General features: G+C 34.3%; 26 protein-coding genes and 1 riboswitch. Of the genes, 18 read left to right on the top strand and 8 right to left on the bottom strand.

Going from position 1 to position 19,738, the window contains the following annotated elements; genetic code table 11:
* Window positions 1-35: 35 nt before the first annotated feature.
* Window positions 36-596, bottom strand: coding sequence for a cysteine hydrolase family protein (locus AC1Q8L_RS04260; protein WP_000806317.1), 561 nt, complete (start codon window positions 594-596; stop codon window positions 36-38).
* Window positions 597-778: 182 nt separating this feature from the next.
* Between AC1Q8L_RS04260 and AC1Q8L_RS04255 the strand changes: the two genes are divergently transcribed.
* Entirely contained in the window at window positions 779-1,039 is a 261-nt protein-coding gene (locus tag AC1Q8L_RS04255) for a DUF6123 family protein (RefSeq protein ID WP_001195212.1), read from the top strand.
* A 2-nt stretch (window positions 1,040-1,041) separates the two neighbouring features.
* On the opposite strand, the gene AC1Q8L_RS04250 is transcribed toward AC1Q8L_RS04255, so the two are convergent.
* The 3 genes from AC1Q8L_RS04250 to AC1Q8L_RS04240 all read right to left on the bottom strand — a co-directional run bounded on the left by AC1Q8L_RS04250 (window position 1,042) and on the right by AC1Q8L_RS04240 (window position 3,288).
* The gene (locus tag AC1Q8L_RS04250; RefSeq protein ID WP_000712599.1) at window positions 1,042-1,947 is read right to left on the bottom strand and encodes a DMT family transporter; all 906 of its coding nucleotides are present in this window, start codon (window positions 1,945-1,947) and stop codon (window positions 1,042-1,044) included.
* A gap of 13 nt (window positions 1,948-1,960) precedes the next feature.
* Window positions 1,961-2,347 carry a reverse transcriptase-like protein gene (locus AC1Q8L_RS04245; protein WP_000573877.1) on the bottom strand — a complete coding sequence of 129 codons (387 nt, stop codon included), beginning with the start codon at window positions 2,345-2,347 and terminating at the stop codon, window positions 1,961-1,963.
* Window positions 2,348-2,415: 68 nt separating this feature from the next.
* On the bottom strand, window positions 2,416-3,288 hold the full coding sequence (locus AC1Q8L_RS04240) for an aldose 1-epimerase family protein (protein WP_000127410.1): 873 nt from the start codon (window positions 3,286-3,288) through the stop codon (window positions 2,416-2,418).
* 132 nt (window positions 3,289-3,420) lie between these two features.
* Window positions 3,421-3,465: riboswitch (PreQ1 riboswitch) on the top strand.
* A gap of 6 nt (window positions 3,466-3,471) precedes the next feature.
* Here AC1Q8L_RS04240 and AC1Q8L_RS04235 point away from each other — a divergent pair.
* The 3 genes from AC1Q8L_RS04235 (at window position 3,472) to AC1Q8L_RS04225 (ending at window position 4,959) form a co-directional block, all read left to right on the top strand.
* Complete coding sequence (locus AC1Q8L_RS04235; RefSeq protein ID WP_001026474.1) at window positions 3,472-3,957, top strand: QueT transporter family protein; 486 nt, start codon at window positions 3,472-3,474, stop codon at window positions 3,955-3,957.
* Between the two features lie 153 nt (window positions 3,958-4,110).
* Window positions 4,111-4,770: a ribonuclease H family protein gene (locus AC1Q8L_RS04230; RefSeq protein WP_000875548.1), complete on the top strand. Its 660-nt coding sequence runs from the start codon at window positions 4,111-4,113 to the stop codon at window positions 4,768-4,770.
* A gap of 12 nt (window positions 4,771-4,782) precedes the next feature.
* Window positions 4,783-4,959 carry a zinc-finger domain-containing protein gene (locus AC1Q8L_RS04225; RefSeq protein WP_000358801.1) on the top strand — a complete coding sequence of 59 codons (177 nt, stop codon included), beginning with the start codon at window positions 4,783-4,785 and terminating at the stop codon, window positions 4,957-4,959.
* Window positions 4,960-4,992: 33 nt separating this feature from the next.
* On the opposite strand, the gene AC1Q8L_RS04220 is transcribed toward AC1Q8L_RS04225, so the two are convergent.
* Together AC1Q8L_RS04220 and cspB are read right to left on the bottom strand one after the other, a co-directional pair.
* Window positions 4,993-5,241, bottom strand: coding sequence for a DUF2564 family protein (locus AC1Q8L_RS04220; protein ID WP_000534400.1), 249 nt, complete (start codon window positions 5,239-5,241; stop codon window positions 4,993-4,995).
* Window positions 5,242-5,360: 119 nt separating this feature from the next.
* Window positions 5,361-5,558, bottom strand: a complete 198-nt coding sequence (gene cspB / locus AC1Q8L_RS04215; RefSeq protein WP_001161731.1) for a cold shock-like protein CspB — start codon at window positions 5,556-5,558, stop codon at window positions 5,361-5,363.
* 261 nt (window positions 5,559-5,819) lie between these two features.
* Between cspB and AC1Q8L_RS04210 the strand changes: the two genes are divergently transcribed.
* The 8 genes from AC1Q8L_RS04210 (at window position 5,820) to AC1Q8L_RS04175 (ending at window position 12,330) form a co-directional block, all read left to right on the top strand.
* The gene (locus AC1Q8L_RS04210) at window positions 5,820-6,548 is read left to right on the top strand and encodes a YqcI/YcgG family protein (RefSeq protein WP_001043751.1); all 729 of its coding nucleotides are present in this window, start codon (window positions 5,820-5,822) and stop codon (window positions 6,546-6,548) included.
* Window positions 6,549-6,562: 14 nt separating this feature from the next.
* Entirely contained in the window at window positions 6,563-7,306 is a 744-nt protein-coding gene (locus tag AC1Q8L_RS04205) for a LysE family transporter (RefSeq protein ID WP_001196847.1), read from the top strand.
* Window positions 7,307-7,325: 19 nt separating this feature from the next.
* Window positions 7,326-7,619: a hypothetical protein gene (locus tag AC1Q8L_RS04200; RefSeq protein ID WP_000286361.1), complete on the top strand. Its 294-nt coding sequence runs from the start codon at window positions 7,326-7,328 to the stop codon at window positions 7,617-7,619.
* Between the two features lie 78 nt (window positions 7,620-7,697).
* On the top strand, window positions 7,698-8,327 hold the full coding sequence (locus AC1Q8L_RS04195) for a sterol desaturase family protein (protein WP_000755393.1): 630 nt from the start codon (window positions 7,698-7,700) through the stop codon (window positions 8,325-8,327).
* A gap of 221 nt (window positions 8,328-8,548) precedes the next feature.
* Complete coding sequence (locus AC1Q8L_RS04190) at window positions 8,549-8,890, top strand: DUF485 domain-containing protein (RefSeq protein ID WP_000817372.1); 342 nt, start codon at window positions 8,549-8,551, stop codon at window positions 8,888-8,890.
* A 2-nt stretch (window positions 8,891-8,892) separates the two neighbouring features.
* Window positions 8,893-10,443 (top strand): solute symporter family protein, encoded by a 1,551-nt coding sequence (locus tag AC1Q8L_RS04185; protein ID WP_001098239.1) that lies wholly within the window; start codon window positions 8,893-8,895, stop codon window positions 10,441-10,443.
* 191 nt (window positions 10,444-10,634) lie between these two features.
* Window positions 10,635-11,984: an aspartate aminotransferase family protein gene (locus AC1Q8L_RS04180; protein ID WP_000850960.1), complete on the top strand. Its 1,350-nt coding sequence runs from the start codon at window positions 10,635-10,637 to the stop codon at window positions 11,982-11,984.
* A gap of 67 nt (window positions 11,985-12,051) precedes the next feature.
* Window positions 12,052-12,330 (top strand): DUF3986 family protein, encoded by a 279-nt coding sequence (locus AC1Q8L_RS04175; protein ID WP_000417068.1) that lies wholly within the window; start codon window positions 12,052-12,054, stop codon window positions 12,328-12,330.
* A gap of 62 nt (window positions 12,331-12,392) precedes the next feature.
* On the opposite strand, the gene AC1Q8L_RS04170 is transcribed toward AC1Q8L_RS04175, so the two are convergent.
* Window positions 12,393-13,556, bottom strand: a complete 1,164-nt coding sequence (locus AC1Q8L_RS04170) for a cation:proton antiporter (RefSeq protein ID WP_000393902.1) — start codon at window positions 13,554-13,556, stop codon at window positions 12,393-12,395.
* Between the two features lie 269 nt (window positions 13,557-13,825).
* On the opposite strand from AC1Q8L_RS04170, the gene AC1Q8L_RS04165 reads away from it, so the two are divergent.
* Both AC1Q8L_RS04165 and AC1Q8L_RS04160 read left to right on the top strand, forming a co-directional pair.
* Complete coding sequence (locus tag AC1Q8L_RS04165; protein WP_000925943.1) at window positions 13,826-14,671, top strand: MerR family transcriptional regulator; 846 nt, start codon at window positions 13,826-13,828, stop codon at window positions 14,669-14,671.
* Between the two features lie 131 nt (window positions 14,672-14,802).
* Complete coding sequence (locus AC1Q8L_RS04160) at window positions 14,803-16,158, top strand: MATE family efflux transporter (protein WP_000388396.1); 1,356 nt, start codon at window positions 14,803-14,805, stop codon at window positions 16,156-16,158.
* 36 nt (window positions 16,159-16,194) lie between these two features.
* Here the strand turns inward: AC1Q8L_RS04160 and AC1Q8L_RS04155 are convergent, their stop codons facing one another.
* Complete coding sequence (locus AC1Q8L_RS04155; protein WP_000923922.1) at window positions 16,195-16,860, bottom strand: DUF421 domain-containing protein; 666 nt, start codon at window positions 16,858-16,860, stop codon at window positions 16,195-16,197.
* A 161-nt stretch (window positions 16,861-17,021) separates the two neighbouring features.
* On the opposite strand from AC1Q8L_RS04155, the gene AC1Q8L_RS04150 reads away from it, so the two are divergent.
* The 4 genes from AC1Q8L_RS04150 to AC1Q8L_RS04135 all read left to right on the top strand — a co-directional run bounded on the left by AC1Q8L_RS04150 (window position 17,022) and on the right by AC1Q8L_RS04135 (window position 19,738).
* Window positions 17,022-17,600: a YdcF family protein gene (locus tag AC1Q8L_RS04150; RefSeq protein ID WP_001227657.1), complete on the top strand. Its 579-nt coding sequence runs from the start codon at window positions 17,022-17,024 to the stop codon at window positions 17,598-17,600.
* A gap of 148 nt (window positions 17,601-17,748) precedes the next feature.
* Window positions 17,749-18,066 (top strand): magnetosome magnetite crystal formation protein family, encoded by a 318-nt coding sequence (locus AC1Q8L_RS04145; RefSeq protein WP_000678035.1) that lies wholly within the window; start codon window positions 17,749-17,751, stop codon window positions 18,064-18,066.
* A gap of 176 nt (window positions 18,067-18,242) precedes the next feature.
* Window positions 18,243-18,977, top strand: a complete 735-nt coding sequence (nfsA, locus tag AC1Q8L_RS04140) for an oxygen-insensitive NADPH nitroreductase (RefSeq protein WP_001002380.1) — start codon at window positions 18,243-18,245, stop codon at window positions 18,975-18,977.
* A gap of 215 nt (window positions 18,978-19,192) precedes the next feature.
* Complete coding sequence (locus AC1Q8L_RS04135; RefSeq protein ID WP_002153170.1) at window positions 19,193-19,738, top strand: sigma-70 family RNA polymerase sigma factor; 546 nt, start codon at window positions 19,193-19,195, stop codon at window positions 19,736-19,738.

Below are 19,738 nucleotides of genomic sequence, written 5' to 3'. Positions count from 1 at the left end.
ATCCTTTTAAATGAAGGATTCTTTTTCGAGCTAATTTAATCACGATATTGGTCATGAGTTGGCTGAAAGAGGTCTTCCTCAATATCTCTCACCATAGAAAAATTATCAACGTTATAATGACCGTGTAAAATTTTATTGTGGTGATTAATAATTTGCTCTGCAGACAATACGTTAGAATCAGTTGTTGAATGCCCGTTTTTAATTAATGTAACGTCAAATCCTTGTACAGTTGCTGTCCTAACGGCAGTGTCGATGCAATGTTCTGTTTTACATCCGCCTATAACAATATGATTAATGTTTTCTTCTTTTAAAAGTTCAAGTAAAGAAGTGCCGTAGAATGAATTGGTTGCTGCTTTATTAATAAGAATTGCAGACTGGGGTACTTGAATTTGATTATGTACTTCAAATCCTTCGCCACTACCAGAAGCAACATCGATATCTCTTATGAAAACAATAAGAGCATTTGAATCTATTGCTTTCTGCAGTGCTATATTTAGTGTAGATAATAGCTCGGTTTTACGAAAAACTTCATTTTCTTGCTCATTTCCATCAATTAATTCTTGTTGAGCGTCGATAATTAATAGTGCTTGTTTCATCGTGTCTCCCCTTTAATATGAAATAAGTTCCACTTTACATATTCCTTCAGGTTGTTAGGAAATCCTCCATTGTAAGCGAAGTAGAAGATTGATTTACAAAGTTGTCAAAGAAATTTCATTCTCATAGCGTGTAAAAACATGTATGATAGGAGATGGAGAATTTTTGAGTAGGTGGGAATAACATGCAAACAGTAGAAGATTATCTTTCATTCTTACATACGAAGGGATTTAAATTATCAGAGGAAGCGCAAGGGTTTATTATGTTCGGACAAGGATATACTGGTGCGTCTGATGGGATTGTGAACGCAGCAATAGAAGCGACAATTAAACATCAATTACAGTTTGATGGTAGTTATTTCGTTGCGTTATTAGAACGATTGAAAGAGGAAGAAATTACAGATAAAAAAAGCGCTAAGGCTTTTATGCGGAAGTTACAAGCGTAACTTCACGCAGCCTGCGCTTCTTTTTTTGTTTTGGAAGGTAATTCAACAAAAATCATGCCTAGAAAAATACATAGACATCCGATAATAGCAGAAATAGAAAGTTGTTCATTTGCAACGAGAACGCCTGTTAAGGCAGCAAAAACGGGCTCCATTGCGAAAATAATTGCTACTCTCGTTGGAGAAGTGTGTTTTTGTGCCGATGTTTGAATGAAAAAAGCAATAGATGTTGCAAACAGGGCAGTTAGAAAGAGTGCGAATAAAAAGGATTGATTCGTCCATAGTGATACTGAAAATAACTTTTCCCAATCTTCAAACAAGAAAGCGCAAATAGAAGAAAATATACCAACAGCTAATACTTGAGATGTGCTTAATAATAAAGGTGATATTTTTTTAGAAAAGAAGCCGTTAATAAGAATATGGGCAGCGAAAGCGACTGCACAACCGAGAACAAGTATATCTCCTATATTTAATTGGAAAGAATCAGCAGCTGTTAATAAGTACAAACCTGTTGTAGCTACAGCAATACCAAGTACGATGAAAATGGTAGCTTTTTGTTTTAAAAAGATAAATGATAAGATTGGGACCATAACAATGCTTAGCCCAGTTAAGAAACCTGCTTTTGAAGATGTTGTATAGAGTAAGCCAAATGTTTGCAATAAATAACCGACAAATAAGAAAAAACCAACGATTATCCCTGCCGTGCTACTATGTTTTATATCTTGTTTTGAAGTTTTTTGTGAGAAAATAATTTGAACGAATAATAAAATAATTCCAGCGAATAAAAAGCGAATACCATTAAACGTAAATGGACCAACGAAAGACATAGCGTTTTGAACGACAACAAACGTAGCTCCCCAAATAAAAGAGACAAATAATAAAGCAAGAGGAGCAATCCACTCTTTTTTCACACTCATACCCCCGTTAATTTTGTAAGATAGCTTTTCTAGCTAATTCATCAGCTACTTTATTTTGACTACTTGGAATCCACTTAATAAAAAAGAGATCGAAGTTTTTTATGTACTGCAGCGCTTCATCTAAAAGAGGTGCAAATATTTTATTTTTTGCGTATTCCTTTTCAACAGCCCGTTCGACAAGCTGGGAATCTGTACGAAAAGAGACAGTGCTATAATTATGCTCGATGCAATATTTTAATGCTAGAAGTAAAGCGCGGTATTCTGCTTCATGATTGGACATTGTTCCAAGTGGTAATGATAATTGTACAGGCGGCTGAACGCCTTTAATAAACACTCCTGCACCAGAAGGACCAGGATTTCCTTTTGATGCACCATCAATATATACTTCAATCAAAATGAGAAACCTCCAAATTATAAGATTATCCCCTACTTAAATGCTTTTTGAAGTAGGGGATAGAGTAGTTATCCGATTGTGATGCTATAACAACATGTAAATGTTTCATTCGCTTGTAACGATTGAATTCCCTTTTTGTCCTTGAAATCTTTTGCTGGATTTATTTCATCAGCGATTCCATACCAAGGTTCAATACATAAGAAAGGTGCGTTATCCCCTGGTGTCCATACGCCGACAAATGGGAAGCCATCAAATTCTACTTTTACAAATTTATTATGTTTATGAGAACGAATCGAAATTTCATTCGTATTCATATTTTCAAAAATAAGCGCATCATTTTTGAATAAATCATATGTAAGTGGCAATTCAGTTGTATTTTCAGCGATTAATTGCTTTTTGTTTGAAAGATAAGGTCCTTCTAATACGCTTGTTTCTAAGCGTTCCGAACCATTAAACGATAAATGATAATCTGTAAATGATTCACCATCCAATAAAGGGAAGTTGAAGCCAGGATGTGCTCCGATTGAGAAGAACATCTCTTTTGAAGTAGGATTGTTTACTTCATATGTTACATGAACGATTTGTCCATCTAGCTCATAAGAAACGAGTAGTTCGAATTCGTATGGGTATTTTTTTAATGTTTCTTCATTACTAGTAACGATATAAGTGATTTTTGTTTCGCTTTGTTCTTTCACAGAGAAAGTAAGATCACGAGCGAAACCGTGTTGTGTTAATGAATATGGTTTACCGTCTACGTAGTATGTATTATCTACTAATCGGCCGACAATTGGGAACAAAATTGGTGCACGGCGTCCCCAATAAGTAGAATCACCTTGCCATAAATATTCTGTGTTGTCTTCTTTTAAGCGAACGCTCTGTAATTCTGCACCTTTGTCAGAAATGGAAACGATCACTTTTTCATTTTGAATTGTTGCTGTCATGAAGTGAAACCTCCTAAATCTTTCATATGTTTCATTATACGTTGTCTAAAAGGAAAAAGGTAGTTTATGATAGGAATCTATTGACGAAAGAGGGGCTACCACGTAAAATATAATCTTGTTGCTTAAAAAACGAATAACGTGGTTCGAAACCATCCCACGTAAAAAAACTAAGGAGATTTTGTCATGAATATTAGAACTTTAGTCGGTAATGGTATTTTAGCGGCATTATATATTGCTGTTTCTATGCTTATTCAGCCATTTGGCTTTACGAATGTACAATTTCGTATTTCAGAGATGTTTAATCATCTCGTTGTATTTAACAAGAAAGCAATTTACGGAATTGTATTAGGTGTATTTTTAACGAATCTCTTTTTCTCACCTATGATCGCTTACGATTTAGTATTTGGAGTAGGGCAATCTATTCTTGCGTTAGTTGCAACGATTATTTCTATGCGATTTATTAAAGGTGTTTGGGCTCGTATGATTTTTAATACAGTTATCTTTACGATTACAATGTTTATGATTGCAATTGAACTTCATCTTGCATTGGGTTTACCATTTATGTTGTCTTGGTTAACTTGTGCAATCGGTGAATTTGTTGTCATGGCGATCGGTATGCCTGTAATGTACTGGATTAATAAGCGAGTACAATTTGAAAGATTTATGTAATAGATGAAAGAGCTATTCCTATAGGGATAGCTCTTTTTGTATGTAATCATATTGAATATAATGCTGTGACTCTAGATAAAATATAATAAAATAAAGTGAGGCTTCAATTAGCCGGATATATATATAAGAAGTCTTACATAAGGGGAATGTAGTATGAAATATAAAATTCATTGGTTGTATAAAACGAAGCGTGGATTGCAGACGGAATTAACAACAGAGTATATGAACATAGAAGAAGTACTTCAATTTGCAGAGGATTTTGAGAAAACAGGAAGAGCTAAGGAACTTTTATTTTACGATGAAATGGACGCAGAATGGTCATTAAAAGAGATGAAAAAGTTAAGTAAGCAAGTAGAGGAAGAGCCCCAAGAAATACTCGTTTATTTTGATGGGGGGTATGATGTGCAAACGAAAGAAGCTGGCGTTGGTATATGTGTGTATTATAAAAAAGGAAATACAAACTACCGCATTCGCCGCAATGCATATATAGAAGGTATATATGATAATAATGAAGCGGAATATGCATCATTATTATACGGTATGAATATACTCGAGGAACTAGGGATTAAGTATGAAGCAGTTACACTTCGCGGAGATTCACAAGTGGTACTGCAGCAATTAGCCGGAGAATGGCCTTGTTATGATGAGCATTTAAATCATTATTTAGATCAAATTGAACAAAAGGCGAAGCAAATGAAATTAAAACTTGTATGTGAACCGATATCTAGAAAACAAAATAAAGAAGCACATCAATTAGCAACGCAAGCATTAGAAGGGACAGTCATTGATAGTCATAAAGAAATAACCGAATAGAGAGGTGCAAAGGTGGATAAAAAGCAACTCATTACAGAGGTAAATGACTTATTAGAAACATATTGTGAAGGATGTTTCTTGCGAGAACATAATCGAAAGACAAATAGTAAGTATTATGCTCATTCATTTTGTATAAGACAATGTACAGTTGGAGAAACATTGAAAAAGTATGGAGAACAGTTGTCATAAAAAAACATCCAGAGAAAATTCTCTGGATGTTTTTTAGTGCTTTGCTTCGTTTAATTGCTGCTCGCATTTGCTTAGTTTCTTTTCCTCGTTCATTAAAAATGGTTCATCTAAATCTACTGCAACAGATTTCATAATTTCAAGCTGTGAGCGAGCTGCTTCTACTGCAGTAGTAGCATGCTCTAATGTATCTGGATCCATTGAAATTGTTGCTGATCCTACCATTTTTTGTGCTGTTTCTACACGGAATTTTACTTCTTCAAAATCATTTACTTCTGATCCCATTGTTACTGCCTCCTTTGTATATTGCGCATTTCACATAGTTTTTGCTCTGTAAAACGGAAATATACAAAGGAATAATAAAGGAGGTTACCAAGTAAGGTAACCTCCTGTTATATGTTGGATTAAAGTTTTACTACGTTAGCAGCTTGAGGTCCGCGGTTACCTTCAGTAATGTCGAAAGATACTTCTTGACCTTCTTCTAAAGCTTTATAGCCGTCTCCTTGAATAGCAGAGAAATGTACGAATACATCGTCAGCGCCTTCCATTTCGATAAATCCAAAACCTTTTTCGTTGTTAAACCATTTTACTTTTCCTTGCATGTTATAATTCCTCCTAAAAGCGTTTACTATTTTCATTTAGTGAAATTCATTTAAAAAATAATATAAACTAAAAATGCTATATTCTTGAATATTCTGCTAAATGATTAATTTAAATATACACGAATTGGGAGAATTTAGTCAAGTAAGCGATTTTATTTTTTGTATTTTTAAATAATTTTTCAGTCGAATTTTTAAATAGGTATAGGACAGGCCGAGTATGTAATATTCTTAATTGAATGCTATACATAATGAGGTGAAAGAATGAATAAGTCTTATTTATTAGATAATGAAGGAATAAGAACGAGAACCGACATACCTGATTGGGTTGCAAAAGAATTTGAGATTTTTTCAAGTGTCGTGTTAGAACCAACTTTTCCATGTTATTTCGGTTTAACAGCTTTGAAAAAGAATGAACTTCGTTATTCATTTCTTTCTCATAATGATTGGAGTCATTTGCCGCATACAATGTTATCTTTTTTAGAGTTAATGAAAGAGAGGCCGATTGTAAGAAGGGGCTTTTTCCTTTTTATAGAACCGGAATGTGAAGAACAATCACTCGAATATTACCGTGATTCCTTTTGGAAAGTGTTACAGTATTTACATGAAAACGATGATCAAGCATGGCCAAAGCAGATTCCTGAAGATCCAGACCATCATTTATGGGAATTTTCATTTGGTGGTGAACCAATATTTGCATTTGGAAATGCGCCAGCTTATAAACAACGAAAAACTAGACATTTAGGGAATTCTCTCGTTATTGGGTTTCAGCCACGCACTATTTTTGATGGATTAGAGGGAGATCGTCCTAAAGGAGCATATTCAAGACAAATGGTCCGTGAGCGAGTTGAAAAGTGGGATCAATTGCCGAAACACCCTAACATTAGTCATTATGGTGACCCAGAGCATCGTGAATGGAAACAATATTTCATAGGAGACGATGTAGAACCAATAAAAGGGAAATGTCCTTTTCTTCATAGGATAGAAAAGTAAGAGCCATCACCTAGATGGCTCTTTTGTATATTTTGGATAAAAAAGGGTATTTTATTACGAAAGCTAGTCTATTTTTTCAAATTATATCATTAACTAGTAATAAAGAGAGTAGAAAGGATAGAGTGATGTTTGGAGCAATTATACAGCAAATCGTATTAGGTATTTCATTAGCTGCACCAGTAGGGCCGATTAATATTGAAATGTTAAAACGAGGAATTGAACGTGGGTTTTGGCATGCTTGGGTTGTTGGAATTGGTGGAATGACTGCAGATGTTTTATTTATGTTACTCATTTATTTCGGTTTATCTTCTGTGTTTATGTATACATATGTACAAGCCTTCATGTATTGCACGGGTTTTTTCTTGTTATTTTATTTAGGATTTCAAAGTGTAAAACAAGGAATTTTCCACTCGAATATGGAATATAAAAAAGAAGAGGTAGGTGGCCTTAAGCAATCGTTTATGGCAGGATTTTTAATTGCGATATCCAATCCATTAAATCTTGTTTTTTGGTTTGGTATATACGGAAGTACACTTAGCTCATTACTTACGAAGGTAACGAAACAAGAAGCTTTTTTGTACAGTCTTTGCATTATTGCTGGTATTATTTTATGGAATTTAAATATTGCTTTTTCTGTACATTTTGGAAGAACTTTATTAAAACCAAAAGCGCTTGGCTACATAACAGCCGGAGCAGGTATTATTTTAGTAGGATATTCTATACATTTTGCATACAAAGCTTTACAGTTGTTCACATAAGATTGAAGGGGAGATTTTTATGTATCGAACCACTATTGACGGAAAAGAAATTATCATTACGTTAGCGCCAAAAATCCGAAAAGAAATTACTGATAGAAATCCACTATATGAGGCGGTATTTCATAATGCTGCAAGATTGCTACAAACAAAGCAACCGACGTTTGCAGTAAATCATGAAATATTTGGTCTCATTATTGGAGAAGTACAAAGAGGAGAAGTAACAGTGTTTGCAGTGGAACATATTATTCCGAAGCAAAATATATTTGGACCAAATAATTTTTTCTCGACAATAGAACAGCAGGCAAATTTGTAAAGTGAATAGAATAAGAATAGAAAAGAAATAGTCGTAACGATATGTTGCGGCTGTTTTTTGGGAAAAGGGGGAAACAAGATGAAGAAAGTGGGGAAAGAGTTCTTTTTACAACATGATATCGTTATTATGTATAGCATTCTATTTATTTTCATTATTATTTTAAAAATGCAATTTTTCTCTTGGGTTGGCATGTTAGCATGTATGTTTGGGATTGTTTTCTATACACTTAATGAATATATGACACATCGTTTTTTATTCCATATAAAGCCACCTAAAAACACATTTCTATTAAAAATGTTAAGAAGATTACATTATGATCACCACGTATATCCAGAGGATTTAAAACTTTTGTTTTTACCTGTATGGTTTAGTATACCTAGTTTTACTATTTATTTGCTTATAGCATATGGTATTACAAAAAGTGTTACTATTACACTTTCATTTGGAATCGGAATGATTATCATGCTGCTCGTTTACGAATGGAAACATTATATTGCCCATAGACCGATTCGTCCCGTCACTAAGTTTGGAAGATGGCTAAAAAAACAACATATATTACACCATTATAAAAACGAAAAGTTTTGGTTCGGTGTTTCAAATCCAGTATTCGATTTTATATTTGGAACACTTAAAGACGGAAAAGATGTTGAGTTAAGCGAAACAGCTCGTAATTTGGAAAAGGAAAAAAAGACAAAAGTAGTGCGTTAAGCACTGCTTTTGTCTTAATGAAGAAAAAAAGTAAGGTGTCACTTTATTTTGAAAAAGTATATTAAAAATTTGGGGAAATTTGCCGAAAAATGTCTATCGAAAAATCTTTGCATGAATGTATGGATTGTCTAAAATGAGTATAAGTTTCTGAATATTTATAAAATTTAGTCTTTAGGTATGCGAAGGGGAAGTGTATTTCAAGTAAGAGAGGGGATCGGTTAATGAAACGAGATGATACGTCAGCACGTAAGTTGCAAAATGAGGTGAATTATACAGAGGTCGTTCAGTCGGAAGAATTTCAATTGTTATTAAATACGAAAAAGAAGTTTATCGTTCCAATGAGTATTTTCTTTTTTAGTTTTTTTATTGCACTGCCTATTTTAACGTCGTATTCAAAGGTGCTTAATACACCTGCATTTGGTGACGTTACATGGGCGTGGGTATTTGCTTTTTCCCAATTTATCATGACATGGGCACTATGTATGATTTATAGCAAAAAAGCAGAATCATTTGATGAAATCTCCCGAAAAATTCTGCAAAACATGCAAAAAGGGAGGGGCTGAACTTGAATACTACTGCGTTTGCACTATTTTTAATTATCGTTCTTGGTACGCTAGTCATAACCTATTTTGCATCGAAAAAAACGAAAAATGCGAGTGAATTTTATACGGCCGGAGGGGGATTAACTGGTTGGCAAAATGGTCTAGCCATTGCTGGAGATTACATGTCTGCTGCTTCATTTCTTGGTATAGCCGGAGCAATCGCATTAACTGGGTTTGATGGATTCTTTTATAGTATCGGTTTTTTAGTTGCTTATTTAGTTGTACTGTATCTTGTTGCAGAACCGCTTAGAAATTTAGGAAAGTACACTTTGGCGGATATGATTGCAGCACGCTTTGATGCGAAAAAAGTTCGCGGAGTTGCAGCTCTTAATACGATGACGATTTCTATCTTTTACATGATTGCACAATTAGTTGGCGCGGGTGCACTTATTAAATTATTATTAGGGATTGAATATACGACATCTGTATTAATCGTTGGAACACTTATGACGGTGTATGTTATTTTTGGAGGTATGACAGCAACGAGCTGGGTACAAATTGTAAAGGCTGTATTACTTATGGCTGGTACGTTTATTATTTCTGTTATCGTTTTCGCAAAATTCAACTTCAGCGTGACTGAAATGTTCGCCCAAATGAAAACAGCTACACCTTTAAAAGATTCATTTTTAAATCCAGGTGTAAAGTATAAGGATGGTCTTGATACACTTTCTTTAAATTTAGGACTAGTACTTGGTACAGCTGGATTACCACATATACTAGTCCGCTTTTTTACAGTACGTGATGCAAAAACTGCACGTCAATCTGTCGTATATGCGACGTGGTTAATTGGTGCATTTTATATTATGACGATTTTCTTAGGATTTGGTGCGGCAGCGTTTGTAGGAAATGAAGCGATTATTAAAGCGAACCCAGCTGGTAATATGGCGGCACCTTTATTAGCCAAAGCGTTAGGTGGAGACTTCTTATTTGCTTTCGTATCAGCAATTGCTTTTGCAACGATTTTGGCTGTAGTGGCAGGTCTTGTATTAACAGCAGCATCAGCATTCGCTCATGATTTTTATAATGAAATCATTCGTAAAGGAAAATCAACGGAAAAAGAGCAAGTATCCATGGCTCGTTATGCATCTATTGGAGTAGCGATACTATCTATCATACTTGCATTATTTGCCCAAACATTAAACGTAGCATTTTTAGTATCATTAGCATTTGCAGTTGCAGCGAGTGCAAATCTACCAGTAATTTTATTTACAATATATTGGAAGCGTTTTAATACAACGGGTGCTATTTCGGGTATGATTGTAGGTCTTGTATCAGCAATTGTTCTTGTAGCGTTGAGTCCGAATGTTTGGAACCCTGTAGCTGGAAAAGCTATTTTTGTTGGGGAAGCGTTATTCCCATATACGACACCAGGAATTATTTCAATTCCACTCGGATTTCTTGCAGCATATTTAGGAACGGTTTTATCTAGTAAGAAAGAAGATGCAGCGAAATTTGATGAAATTCTAGTGAAATCTAATACTGGTCATGGCATTAGCGATGCGTCTTCACATTAAATAAAAGAGGAGCTTTTCGATAGATAAGAAAAGCTCTTTTTTCTTTTGTCATTTTCTTGTAAATATTACTGATTTGTAAGTAGGATTTGTCTTAATTTTGTGGAATGAAAATAGCAGGGAGAAATTTAAGTCATCATGGCACCAGCGCAGCTTTTGTGAAAAATAAGTTGTTATGGAAGGTGGAAGTAATGATGAAAACGAAGCAAACTGATGAATTATTAGCAAAAGATGAGCAATATGTTTGGCATGGAATGCGTCCCTTTAGTCCAAATAGTACAATGGTAGGGGCAAAAGCTGAAGGGTGCTGGGTTGAAGATATACAAGGAAAAAGATATTTAGATGGTATGAGTGGCCTTTGGTGTGTGAATAGTGGATATGGAAGAAAAGAGCTCGCAGAAGCGGCTTATAAGCAATTACAAACATTATCATACTTTCCAATGTCACAATCCCATGAGCCAGCTATAAAGCTTGCTGAAAAGTTAAATGAGTGGCTTGGGGGAGAGTATGTTATTTTCTTCTCAAATAGTGGTTCAGAAGCGAACGAAACAGCTTTTAAAATAGCAAGACAATACTATGCTCAAAAAGGTGAACCACATCGTTATAAATTTATGTCACGTTATCGTGGGTATCACGGGAATACAATGGCGACAATGGCAGCGACGGGACAAGCGCAGCGTAGATATCAATATGAGCCGTTTGCTTCAGGTTTTTTACATGTAACACCACCGGATTGTTATCGTATGCCTGAAATTGAAGGGCAGCATATTTATGATGTAGAATGTGTGAAAGAAGTCGATCGTGTTATGACGTGGGAATTAAGTGAAACAATTGCTGCGTTTATTATGGAACCTATTATTACAGGCGGGGGCATATTAATGCCACCACAAGACTATATGAAAGCTGTTCATGAGACGTGTCAAAAACACGGTGCCTTGCTTATTAGTGATGAAGTGATTTGCGGTTTTGGGCGTACAGGAAAAGCATTCGGATTTATGAATTATGATGTGAAGCCAGATATTATTACAATGGCAAAAGGTATTACGAGCGCATATTTACCATTATCTGCAACAGCTGTGAAAAAAGAAATATATGAGGCTTTTAAAGGTAAAGGAGAATATGAATTTTTCCGCCATATTAATACATTTGGTGGGAATCCAGCAGCTTGTGCATTAGCACTTAAAAATTTAGAGATTATGGAAAATGAAAATTTAATTGAGCGATCTGCACAAATGGGTTCCCTTTTATTAGAGCAACTAAAAGATGAAATTGGGGAACATCCACTTGTTGGGAATATTAGAGGAAAAGGTCTATTAGTTGGGATTGAATTAGTAAATGATAAAGAGACGAAAGAGCCAATTGATAATGATAAAATAGCAAGTGTCGTAAATGCTTGTAAAGAAAAGGGCTTAATTATAGGACGAAACGGTATGACAACAGCAGGATATAATAACGTTTTAACATTAGCGCCGCCGCTTATTATTTCAAGTGAAGAAATTGCCTTTGTTGTTGGAACTTTGAAGACGGCGATGGAACGTATTTAATAAATAGAGAGAGGAGCGAGCTGTAATATAAGGCTCGCTTTTGTTTTTTAGTAGGAGGGGACTTTTAATGGAGAAATATGATCCTAACAAACATTATCACATCGGATATTATGAAGACGGATATGATTTAGAAGTGACGGCGTACAAAAGAATAAATGAACCAGTTTGGGATGCTTATATTCCGCACTATGAGGCAGACGATTTTTATAAGAAAGTGGAGGGAATGAAGCTAGGTAAATATATAGATGATTATGGCATTATGGTGTATTCATTTGGGAATGATATTGATGATGATGAAGCACGAATTATTTTTGAAAAATGGTTAAAAAAGAACGGGATCGTTTAAAGATAAAACAAAAAGGAGATTGCTATCTTATAAAATAGCAATCTCCTTCTATTATAGTAAACTTATTTACTTGCTTTCATTACTTTATCTTTTGCACCAAAAGTGTATTTTAACATTGGTGGTGTAATCATTGTAGTTAAAATAACGACAATAACGATAGCTGTAAAGTAATCTTGTGCCAATAGACCTGAAGAAAGTCCTGTTCCTGCGATGATAAGTGCAACTTCACCACGAGAAACCATTCCAGCACCGATAATTGCAGAAGACTTAGCGTCAAATCCAGTCATTCGTGCACCGAATCCACAGCCGATTAATTTCGTTAATACAGCGATAACAGTTAATGCTAAGATGAACCAAATTTGATTGCCGATACCGTCAAATGTAATATTCATACCGATACTAACGAAGAATACTGGAACGAACATAGCGTAAGCGATTGGTTCTACTTTCTTTTCTACTTCATGTTTGTAGTTCGTTTGAGAAATAGCAATACCAGCTGCGAAAGCACCGATAATACCAGCAATTCCTAATAATTCGCCGAAATATGCGAATGAGAAACAGATGATAAGAGCCGCGCTCACGATAGACTCAGATACGCGTAGTGGTGATAACCAGCGCATAATGGCAGGAACACCTTTCCATCCGATTAAAATAATAGAAGCGAAGAATACAACTTTCTTCAAGATAACCATTGTTAAGTTAACATCGTCTGTGCCTAAGAAGCTCATTGCAAATGCTAATAAAATAACAACAAGAATGTCATCAAATACAGCGGCTCCAAGCATCGTCGTACTTTCACGTGTTTTCATTTTACCTAAATCACGAAGTGTTTGTACGGAAATACTAACACTTGTCGCACATAGAAGTAATCCTAAGAATACAGCGTTTCCTTGTTCCATTCCCATCACAAGACCGGAAACGTAACCACCTACGAATGGAAGAATGATACCTCCGAGTGCAACTGCTAAAGAAGAATTACGATTTGCGTTTAATTCTTCTAAGTCTGTTTCAAGTCCAGCCATAAACATTAAAAGAATAACCCCGACATTACTTAATTGAGTTAGAAGCTCTGAATTTTCAATCCAACCTAATACAGCTGGACCGATAACGATACCGACAATTAATTTACCTAGTACAGAAGGTTGACCTAATCTAACACTAAGATCACCAGCAAGCTTTGTACTTAATAAAATAAGTGCAATTTGAAAGAAAAATTCGAATTCCATCTGATCCTCTCCTCGTCATTTTTAATTTTATCATACGATTTCTCGGAATTTGCCTAATGAAAATATGTAAAACCCATTAAACAAAAGGGTCTGATTACAAGTTCTTTTGAACTCGTAATTTGAACCTGTAATTAATATATAATAAAATTTATTAAAAATCAATGAAAAAATAGCAGATTTTCATGATGGAATTTGATTTAGGTATGAAGGGAATGGCTATATAATAAGAAGAAATAAGGCAATATTTTTAATGAATTGGAGAAGGAAACATGTTATTAAATAAACGCTTTACAATTGGAGAAATGGCAAAAATGCATAATATCGCAGAATCTACATTGAGGTATTATGATGAAAAAGGAATTTTTCATCCGTCCATTGTTGATTCTCAAACGAATTATCGTTATTATACAATCGATCAATTTTCACTGTTAGATACGATTAAATTTTTACGCCAGTTAAATATTCCGTTAAAGGAAATTAAGAAATATATTGATGAAAGAAATCCAACATACGCACTCAATTTACTGGAAAAACAACAAGAAATGATGCTGAAGAAACAAAGAGAAATTGAATATGCCTTAGCAAAAATGGAACATAGAATTCATTTAATTAAGGAAGCAACAAAAGCAAAAGCTGAACAAATGGTAATTAAAGAGATTCCGCAGCGGAAAATTACAGCAATTGCGGTTGCTCCAAATACGACGGATGATATGTTTGAGTACTACATCCATTCGTTGCAAAAAAATATGAGGCAAATGGATGATAGTTTATTTTCTGGAGATATTGGTGTAACTGTTGCGAAAAAAGGATTAATGCAAAATGAGTTTCAAGCATATAGTAGTGTTTTCATTCTTTTGGATTACATGCCCTTTCAAGTGAATAGTTCAGATGAAATTAAAGCAGGTATATTTGCCTGTGTATATCACCACGGGCCATATGAAGAAACTGATGAAACATATAAGAAATTAATAAAATATATTGATCAAGAAGGATATGAAATAGACGGAGATTCGATTGAGATTGCATTAATTGATTGGTCTGTAACAGAAAATCCAGAGGAGCAAGTAACAGAAATTCAAATTCCTATAATGAAAAAACCAAGCAATAAGTTATAGGACTCGTATAATTACAAATGAGCATCAAACGCGATAATTAAGTTACCTATTTTTTAATTCCCTATTGACCTTCAAGTTACTTGAAGGTTTAAACTGAGGAAAGAGAGTTGAAAAAAGGAGCATATTAGAGTATGGAAGCAACAGAAAAATTAAGAGAAAAACCGATAAAAAGTTTATTTATTTCTTATTTAATACCAGCTGTTCTAGGAATGGTATTAATGTCAGTTAATATTGTAATTGATGCGGTCATGATTAGTAGAGGAGTTGGGGCGAACGGTTTAGCAGGAGTAAACGTGGCTATTCCAGCGTTTTCGATTTTTTTCTCTATTTCATTATGGATCGGAATGGGCGGGGCAACGTTATATTCCATTGCATTAGGTGAAAATAAACGAGAAAGAGCAAGGTCTATTTTTACTCAATCCATGACGGTAGCAGTTGTTATCGTAGGTGTTTTAGCGGCTATTTGTTTATGGAGAATAGAAGATTTAGCGTACTTATTTGGTGCAAATGAAGTGATTTTACCATATGCGTTAGACTATTTACACGTATTATTAACATTTGGAATGATATACGTTTTAGAAAATATTTTAAGTACATTTATACGAAATGATGGAAATCCTAATTTAGCAATGGCAGGTCTTGTTGTAACGGCTGTATTAAATATAGTATTTGACTATATCTTTATTTTTATCTTTGGATGGGGGGTAACAGGTGCTGCTTCAGCGACTATTCTTTCGGCAGCGATTGGTTTCCTTGTATTATTAACTCATTTCTTTAGAAAAAGTAGTATTTTAAAATGGACGAAATTCCATTTTGAATGGGATACTGTCAAACAAATTATGGTGATTGGTTTCCCAAGTTTTACAGCAGAAAGTACGGTTGCAATCGTAACGATTGGTTTTAATATCGCATTCGTCCAATATGCAGGAGAAGTAGGAGTAGCTTCCTATGCGATGGTGAATAGTATTCATGCAATGGCATTACTACTATTCTTCGGTGTAGGTGCTGCATTGCAACCGATTGCTAGTTTCCATTACGGGGCAAACTTATCAGAAAGATTGCGTGAAGGATTGCAGTTTGCTGTGAAAATTGCTGTTGTACTTGGGGGCATTGCGATAATTGTCGGATTATTCTTCGGGAAATATATCATTGGTCTATTTGATGTCCAATCTCCAGAATTATTGGAGTTAACATTAACGGGTATTAGCTTATTCTTTATTCAATACGTATTTTTAGGCTATAACATTGTGTATGGAGAGTACTTCCAATCAGTGCGACAAACGAAGAAATCAGTACTGATTATAATGAGCCGAGGGTTACTATTTATCATTCCATTGTTATGGATTATGCCGAAATTATTTGGGATAAACGGAATTTGGCTCGTTATGCCAGTTGCTGAAGTAATGACAGCAATTATCGTATTTACGATGAATCGTATGAAACATCCTGTTCCATTAAATATGGCAGGAGAGAAAGAAGCGATATGATGAAGAAAATCCCCTTAAGCAATTAAGGGGATTTTTTTATTCCTTTAAACTAATCGCAAAAGATCCATCCGTTTCTTGAACAGAAGCGAAAGCAACGTTTTTAATATTTGTAATTCCTTTTTCTTTTAATTCTTTATATAACCATTTTTCATCTTTATGGATTAACTTTAAGTTATCGTATTGAATTTGTGAATCGACGATAAGTGCAATTGGTAATCCAGCATACTTAACATCTATGTTTAAATCTTTTGGAGTTAATGGTACAAGTTCTCTTTTTGGTAAAATACTAATAGCTCCGTTCGCTTCTAAAATGGCGTATTCAATTTCATGAACACTCGGATATCCTGCAACGCGAAGATTAGAAAGTAGTTCGGCAATGGGATATCTACTTTTTTGTAAGTTCTCAAAAATAATATCACCATGTTTAATTAAAATGATAGGGTGTCCGAGAATAAAACGATTTAGTTTGTTGAATAGGCTTAATTTTGTAAGGAGTAAATGTAAACATGTAATAACAACCATACCGAGAAATGCTTGTAAAGCACCAGAGACGGGTATGGCCTGGAAAGCTAAATAAGATAAAAAGATTATAGCCCCAAAATCATGAGGAGTTAGTTGTGCTAACGCGGATTTACCGAGTAACTTAAGCGATAGTAAAAATAAGATGAAAAAGAACGACACGTTACATAAAAAGAGAAGCAATAGAGACACTCCTTGGTGTAAAGTTGTACTTACTATTCCCGAAAGTAATATAAATATTACCTTTCAGAGGATAATTTAGGGTTTATTGGAATTTGTCTGTATACAAACAAATAAATGGATATTATCATGAAGGAAGTAAAAGAAAATAGGAGTATATGAGTATGAGAAAGAAGAAAATAATAAAGTGTATTTTAGTTGTTATAATGATTTGCGCCGTATATGCGGGGTTTTTACAATATCACATTTATAAGCATGGACATATGAATGCAAGTGACGATGCTGAGTACATAATTGTACTAGGATCGAAAGTAAATGGAACGAAACCATCTTATTCATTGCAATATCGTATTGATAAAGCAGCTGAATATTTAAAATCACATGAGAAAACAATCGCTATCGTATCTGGAGGACAAGGAAAAGGTGAAGACATTTCAGAAGCATTAGCAATGAAACAAGGACTAATAAAACAAAACATCGCAGAAGACCGTATTATAATGGAGGACAAATCTACGAGTACAGATGAGAATATTACATTCTCAAAACCGTTAATTCCAGCCGATATGAAAAAAGGTATGATCGTAACAAACGATTTTCATATGTTTAGAGCGAAAAAAATAGCTGCCAAACAAGGTTTACAATTAGAAGGTCTTCCGGCAAAAACACCGAAACCAATCATCATTCCATCGAATGTACGAGAATATTTAGCCATTACACAGTATTGGTTTATGAATCGAATATAGTGAAAGTGATCCCGTCTGAAACTTCAGACGGGATTTAATTTGAGGAAAATCTTACAAATATGTCACGTTAGTGAAAGGTAAAGCGATAGTTTCTAGAATGATTTCCTGACATAATGAAAGTAACAAAAACTATTTAGAGGTGAATCGGATGAAAGGAAATAATATTTTATCTTCGTTATGTTACTTTAGTATCTTTTTTGCACCATTTTTACTACCAATTATCGTGTACTTTATTGCAGAAGATGAAGTGAAGTATCACGCGAAAAAAGCATTTTGGTCACATGTTTTCCCATACGCAATCTTATTTGGAGGACTAGCAGTATCAGGAATGTACGGTTTAGGTTTCAATCAATCTGACGGTGCTGGAATTGGAATGATTATCACATATACAGTGTTCATTCTTGTAGGAATTTACTACTTCATTTGGAATATCGTAAAAGGTATTAAAGTCTTGAAAACGGCGTAATAAGACAAGAAAAAATTTCATTTAAATTACCGTTAATATAATTTCATTTACCGTATTCATAGACGTTTTAAAAAAAGAGCAATTCAAAAAGAATTGCTCTTTTTGTGCTTATAAGTTGTGAATATTGAAAAAGATGTGTTAATTTTTCATTATGAAGAGAAAAAGGAGTGATTTTCATGAATGAGATAATACATAAGATAGAGCAACACGTTTCAGTTCGTAAATATAAAGAAGAATCAATTCCGAAAGATGTAGTAGAAAAAATGGTGCACGCTGCACAGCATGCGGCTTCATCACATTTTGTACAGGCGTATTCTGTCATATATGTAACAAATCAGGAATTAAAGGCTAAATTAGCAGAGTTATCCGGAAATCGCCATGTGAAAGACTGCGCAGCATTCTTTGTTTGTTGTGCAGATTTAAAACGACTTGAAATTGCATGTGAAAAACATGGTACAGAGATAAAGCATGAAGGGGTGGAAGACTTTATCGTTGCGACGGTAGATGCTTCACTTTTTGCGCAAAACTTAGCGTTAGCAGCAGAGTCATTAGGATACGGTATTTGTTATATTGGTGGTATTCGTAATAATCCGAGAGAAGTGAGCGAATTGCTTCATTTACCAGATAAAGTATATCCTGTATTCGGAATGACAGTCGGTGTACCAGATGAAGAACATGGAGTTAAACCACGCTTACCGGTAGCAGCGGTTCTTCATGAAAATGGATATGATGAACAAAAATATGATGAATTATTAAACGAATATGATGAAACGATGAGCGCGTATTACAAAGAAAGATCATCAAATCAAAAAAAAGTAACATGGACGGAATCAATGAGTTCGTTTATGTCTAAAGAAAAAAGAATGCATATGAAAGAGTTTTTAAGTGAAAAAGGATTAAATAAGAAGTGAGTAAAGAGGCAAACCTGTGATGCGGGTTTGCCTTTTTTGAAAGGAGAAATACCTAAGATCAGAAAGTTGTCTATTCTTTCTGATCTTAGGTATTTCGTTTGTTATCATATATATAGAAATAAAAGTTAATAAATTTTTACAAAAGTGATAGAAAATGAGAATGAAATACCAATAGTAAGTAAAGGCAGCTGCTAAAGGGGAACTGAGGAAGGAAGATGCATATGATTTTCGATTCTGAAGAGGATTTAATTATAGCTATGAAAAAACATGATCAAGATGCTTTGAAAGAAGTGATTGATCAATATGGAAAATTAATTTTGTACATTATTCATAAATCATTAAGTACCCCTACTGAAAAACAATATGTGGATGATTGTTATAACGATGTATTTACTGTTATTTGGTTTAATATCGACCAATTTGATACAGAAAAGGGAAACTTAAAATCTTGGATGATTGGTATTACTAAATTGAAGGCATTGGAATATAAAAAGAAAGTATATAAAGAGAATAAAATCGATAAGGACGTAGAAATAGATACAAGTGTCCATGATAGGTATGAAATAGAACAAGAAGAAGAGATTATGGAAATTGTTCAAGATTTAAATAAGAAAGATCGATATATCTTTTTAAAGAGGTATGTTGATGGGTATTCCATTGACGATATTGCAAAAGAATTAAAAGTAAAGGCAGATTATATATACAATCGAATTTCTCGTGGGAAGAAAAAACTTCAAAAACTGTGGAAAGGGAGTGTGTAA

Source organism: Bacillus sp. GW823-FHT06A11, from assembly GCF_058795355.1.
This window is presented reverse-complemented; position numbering and strand designations above follow the sequence as displayed.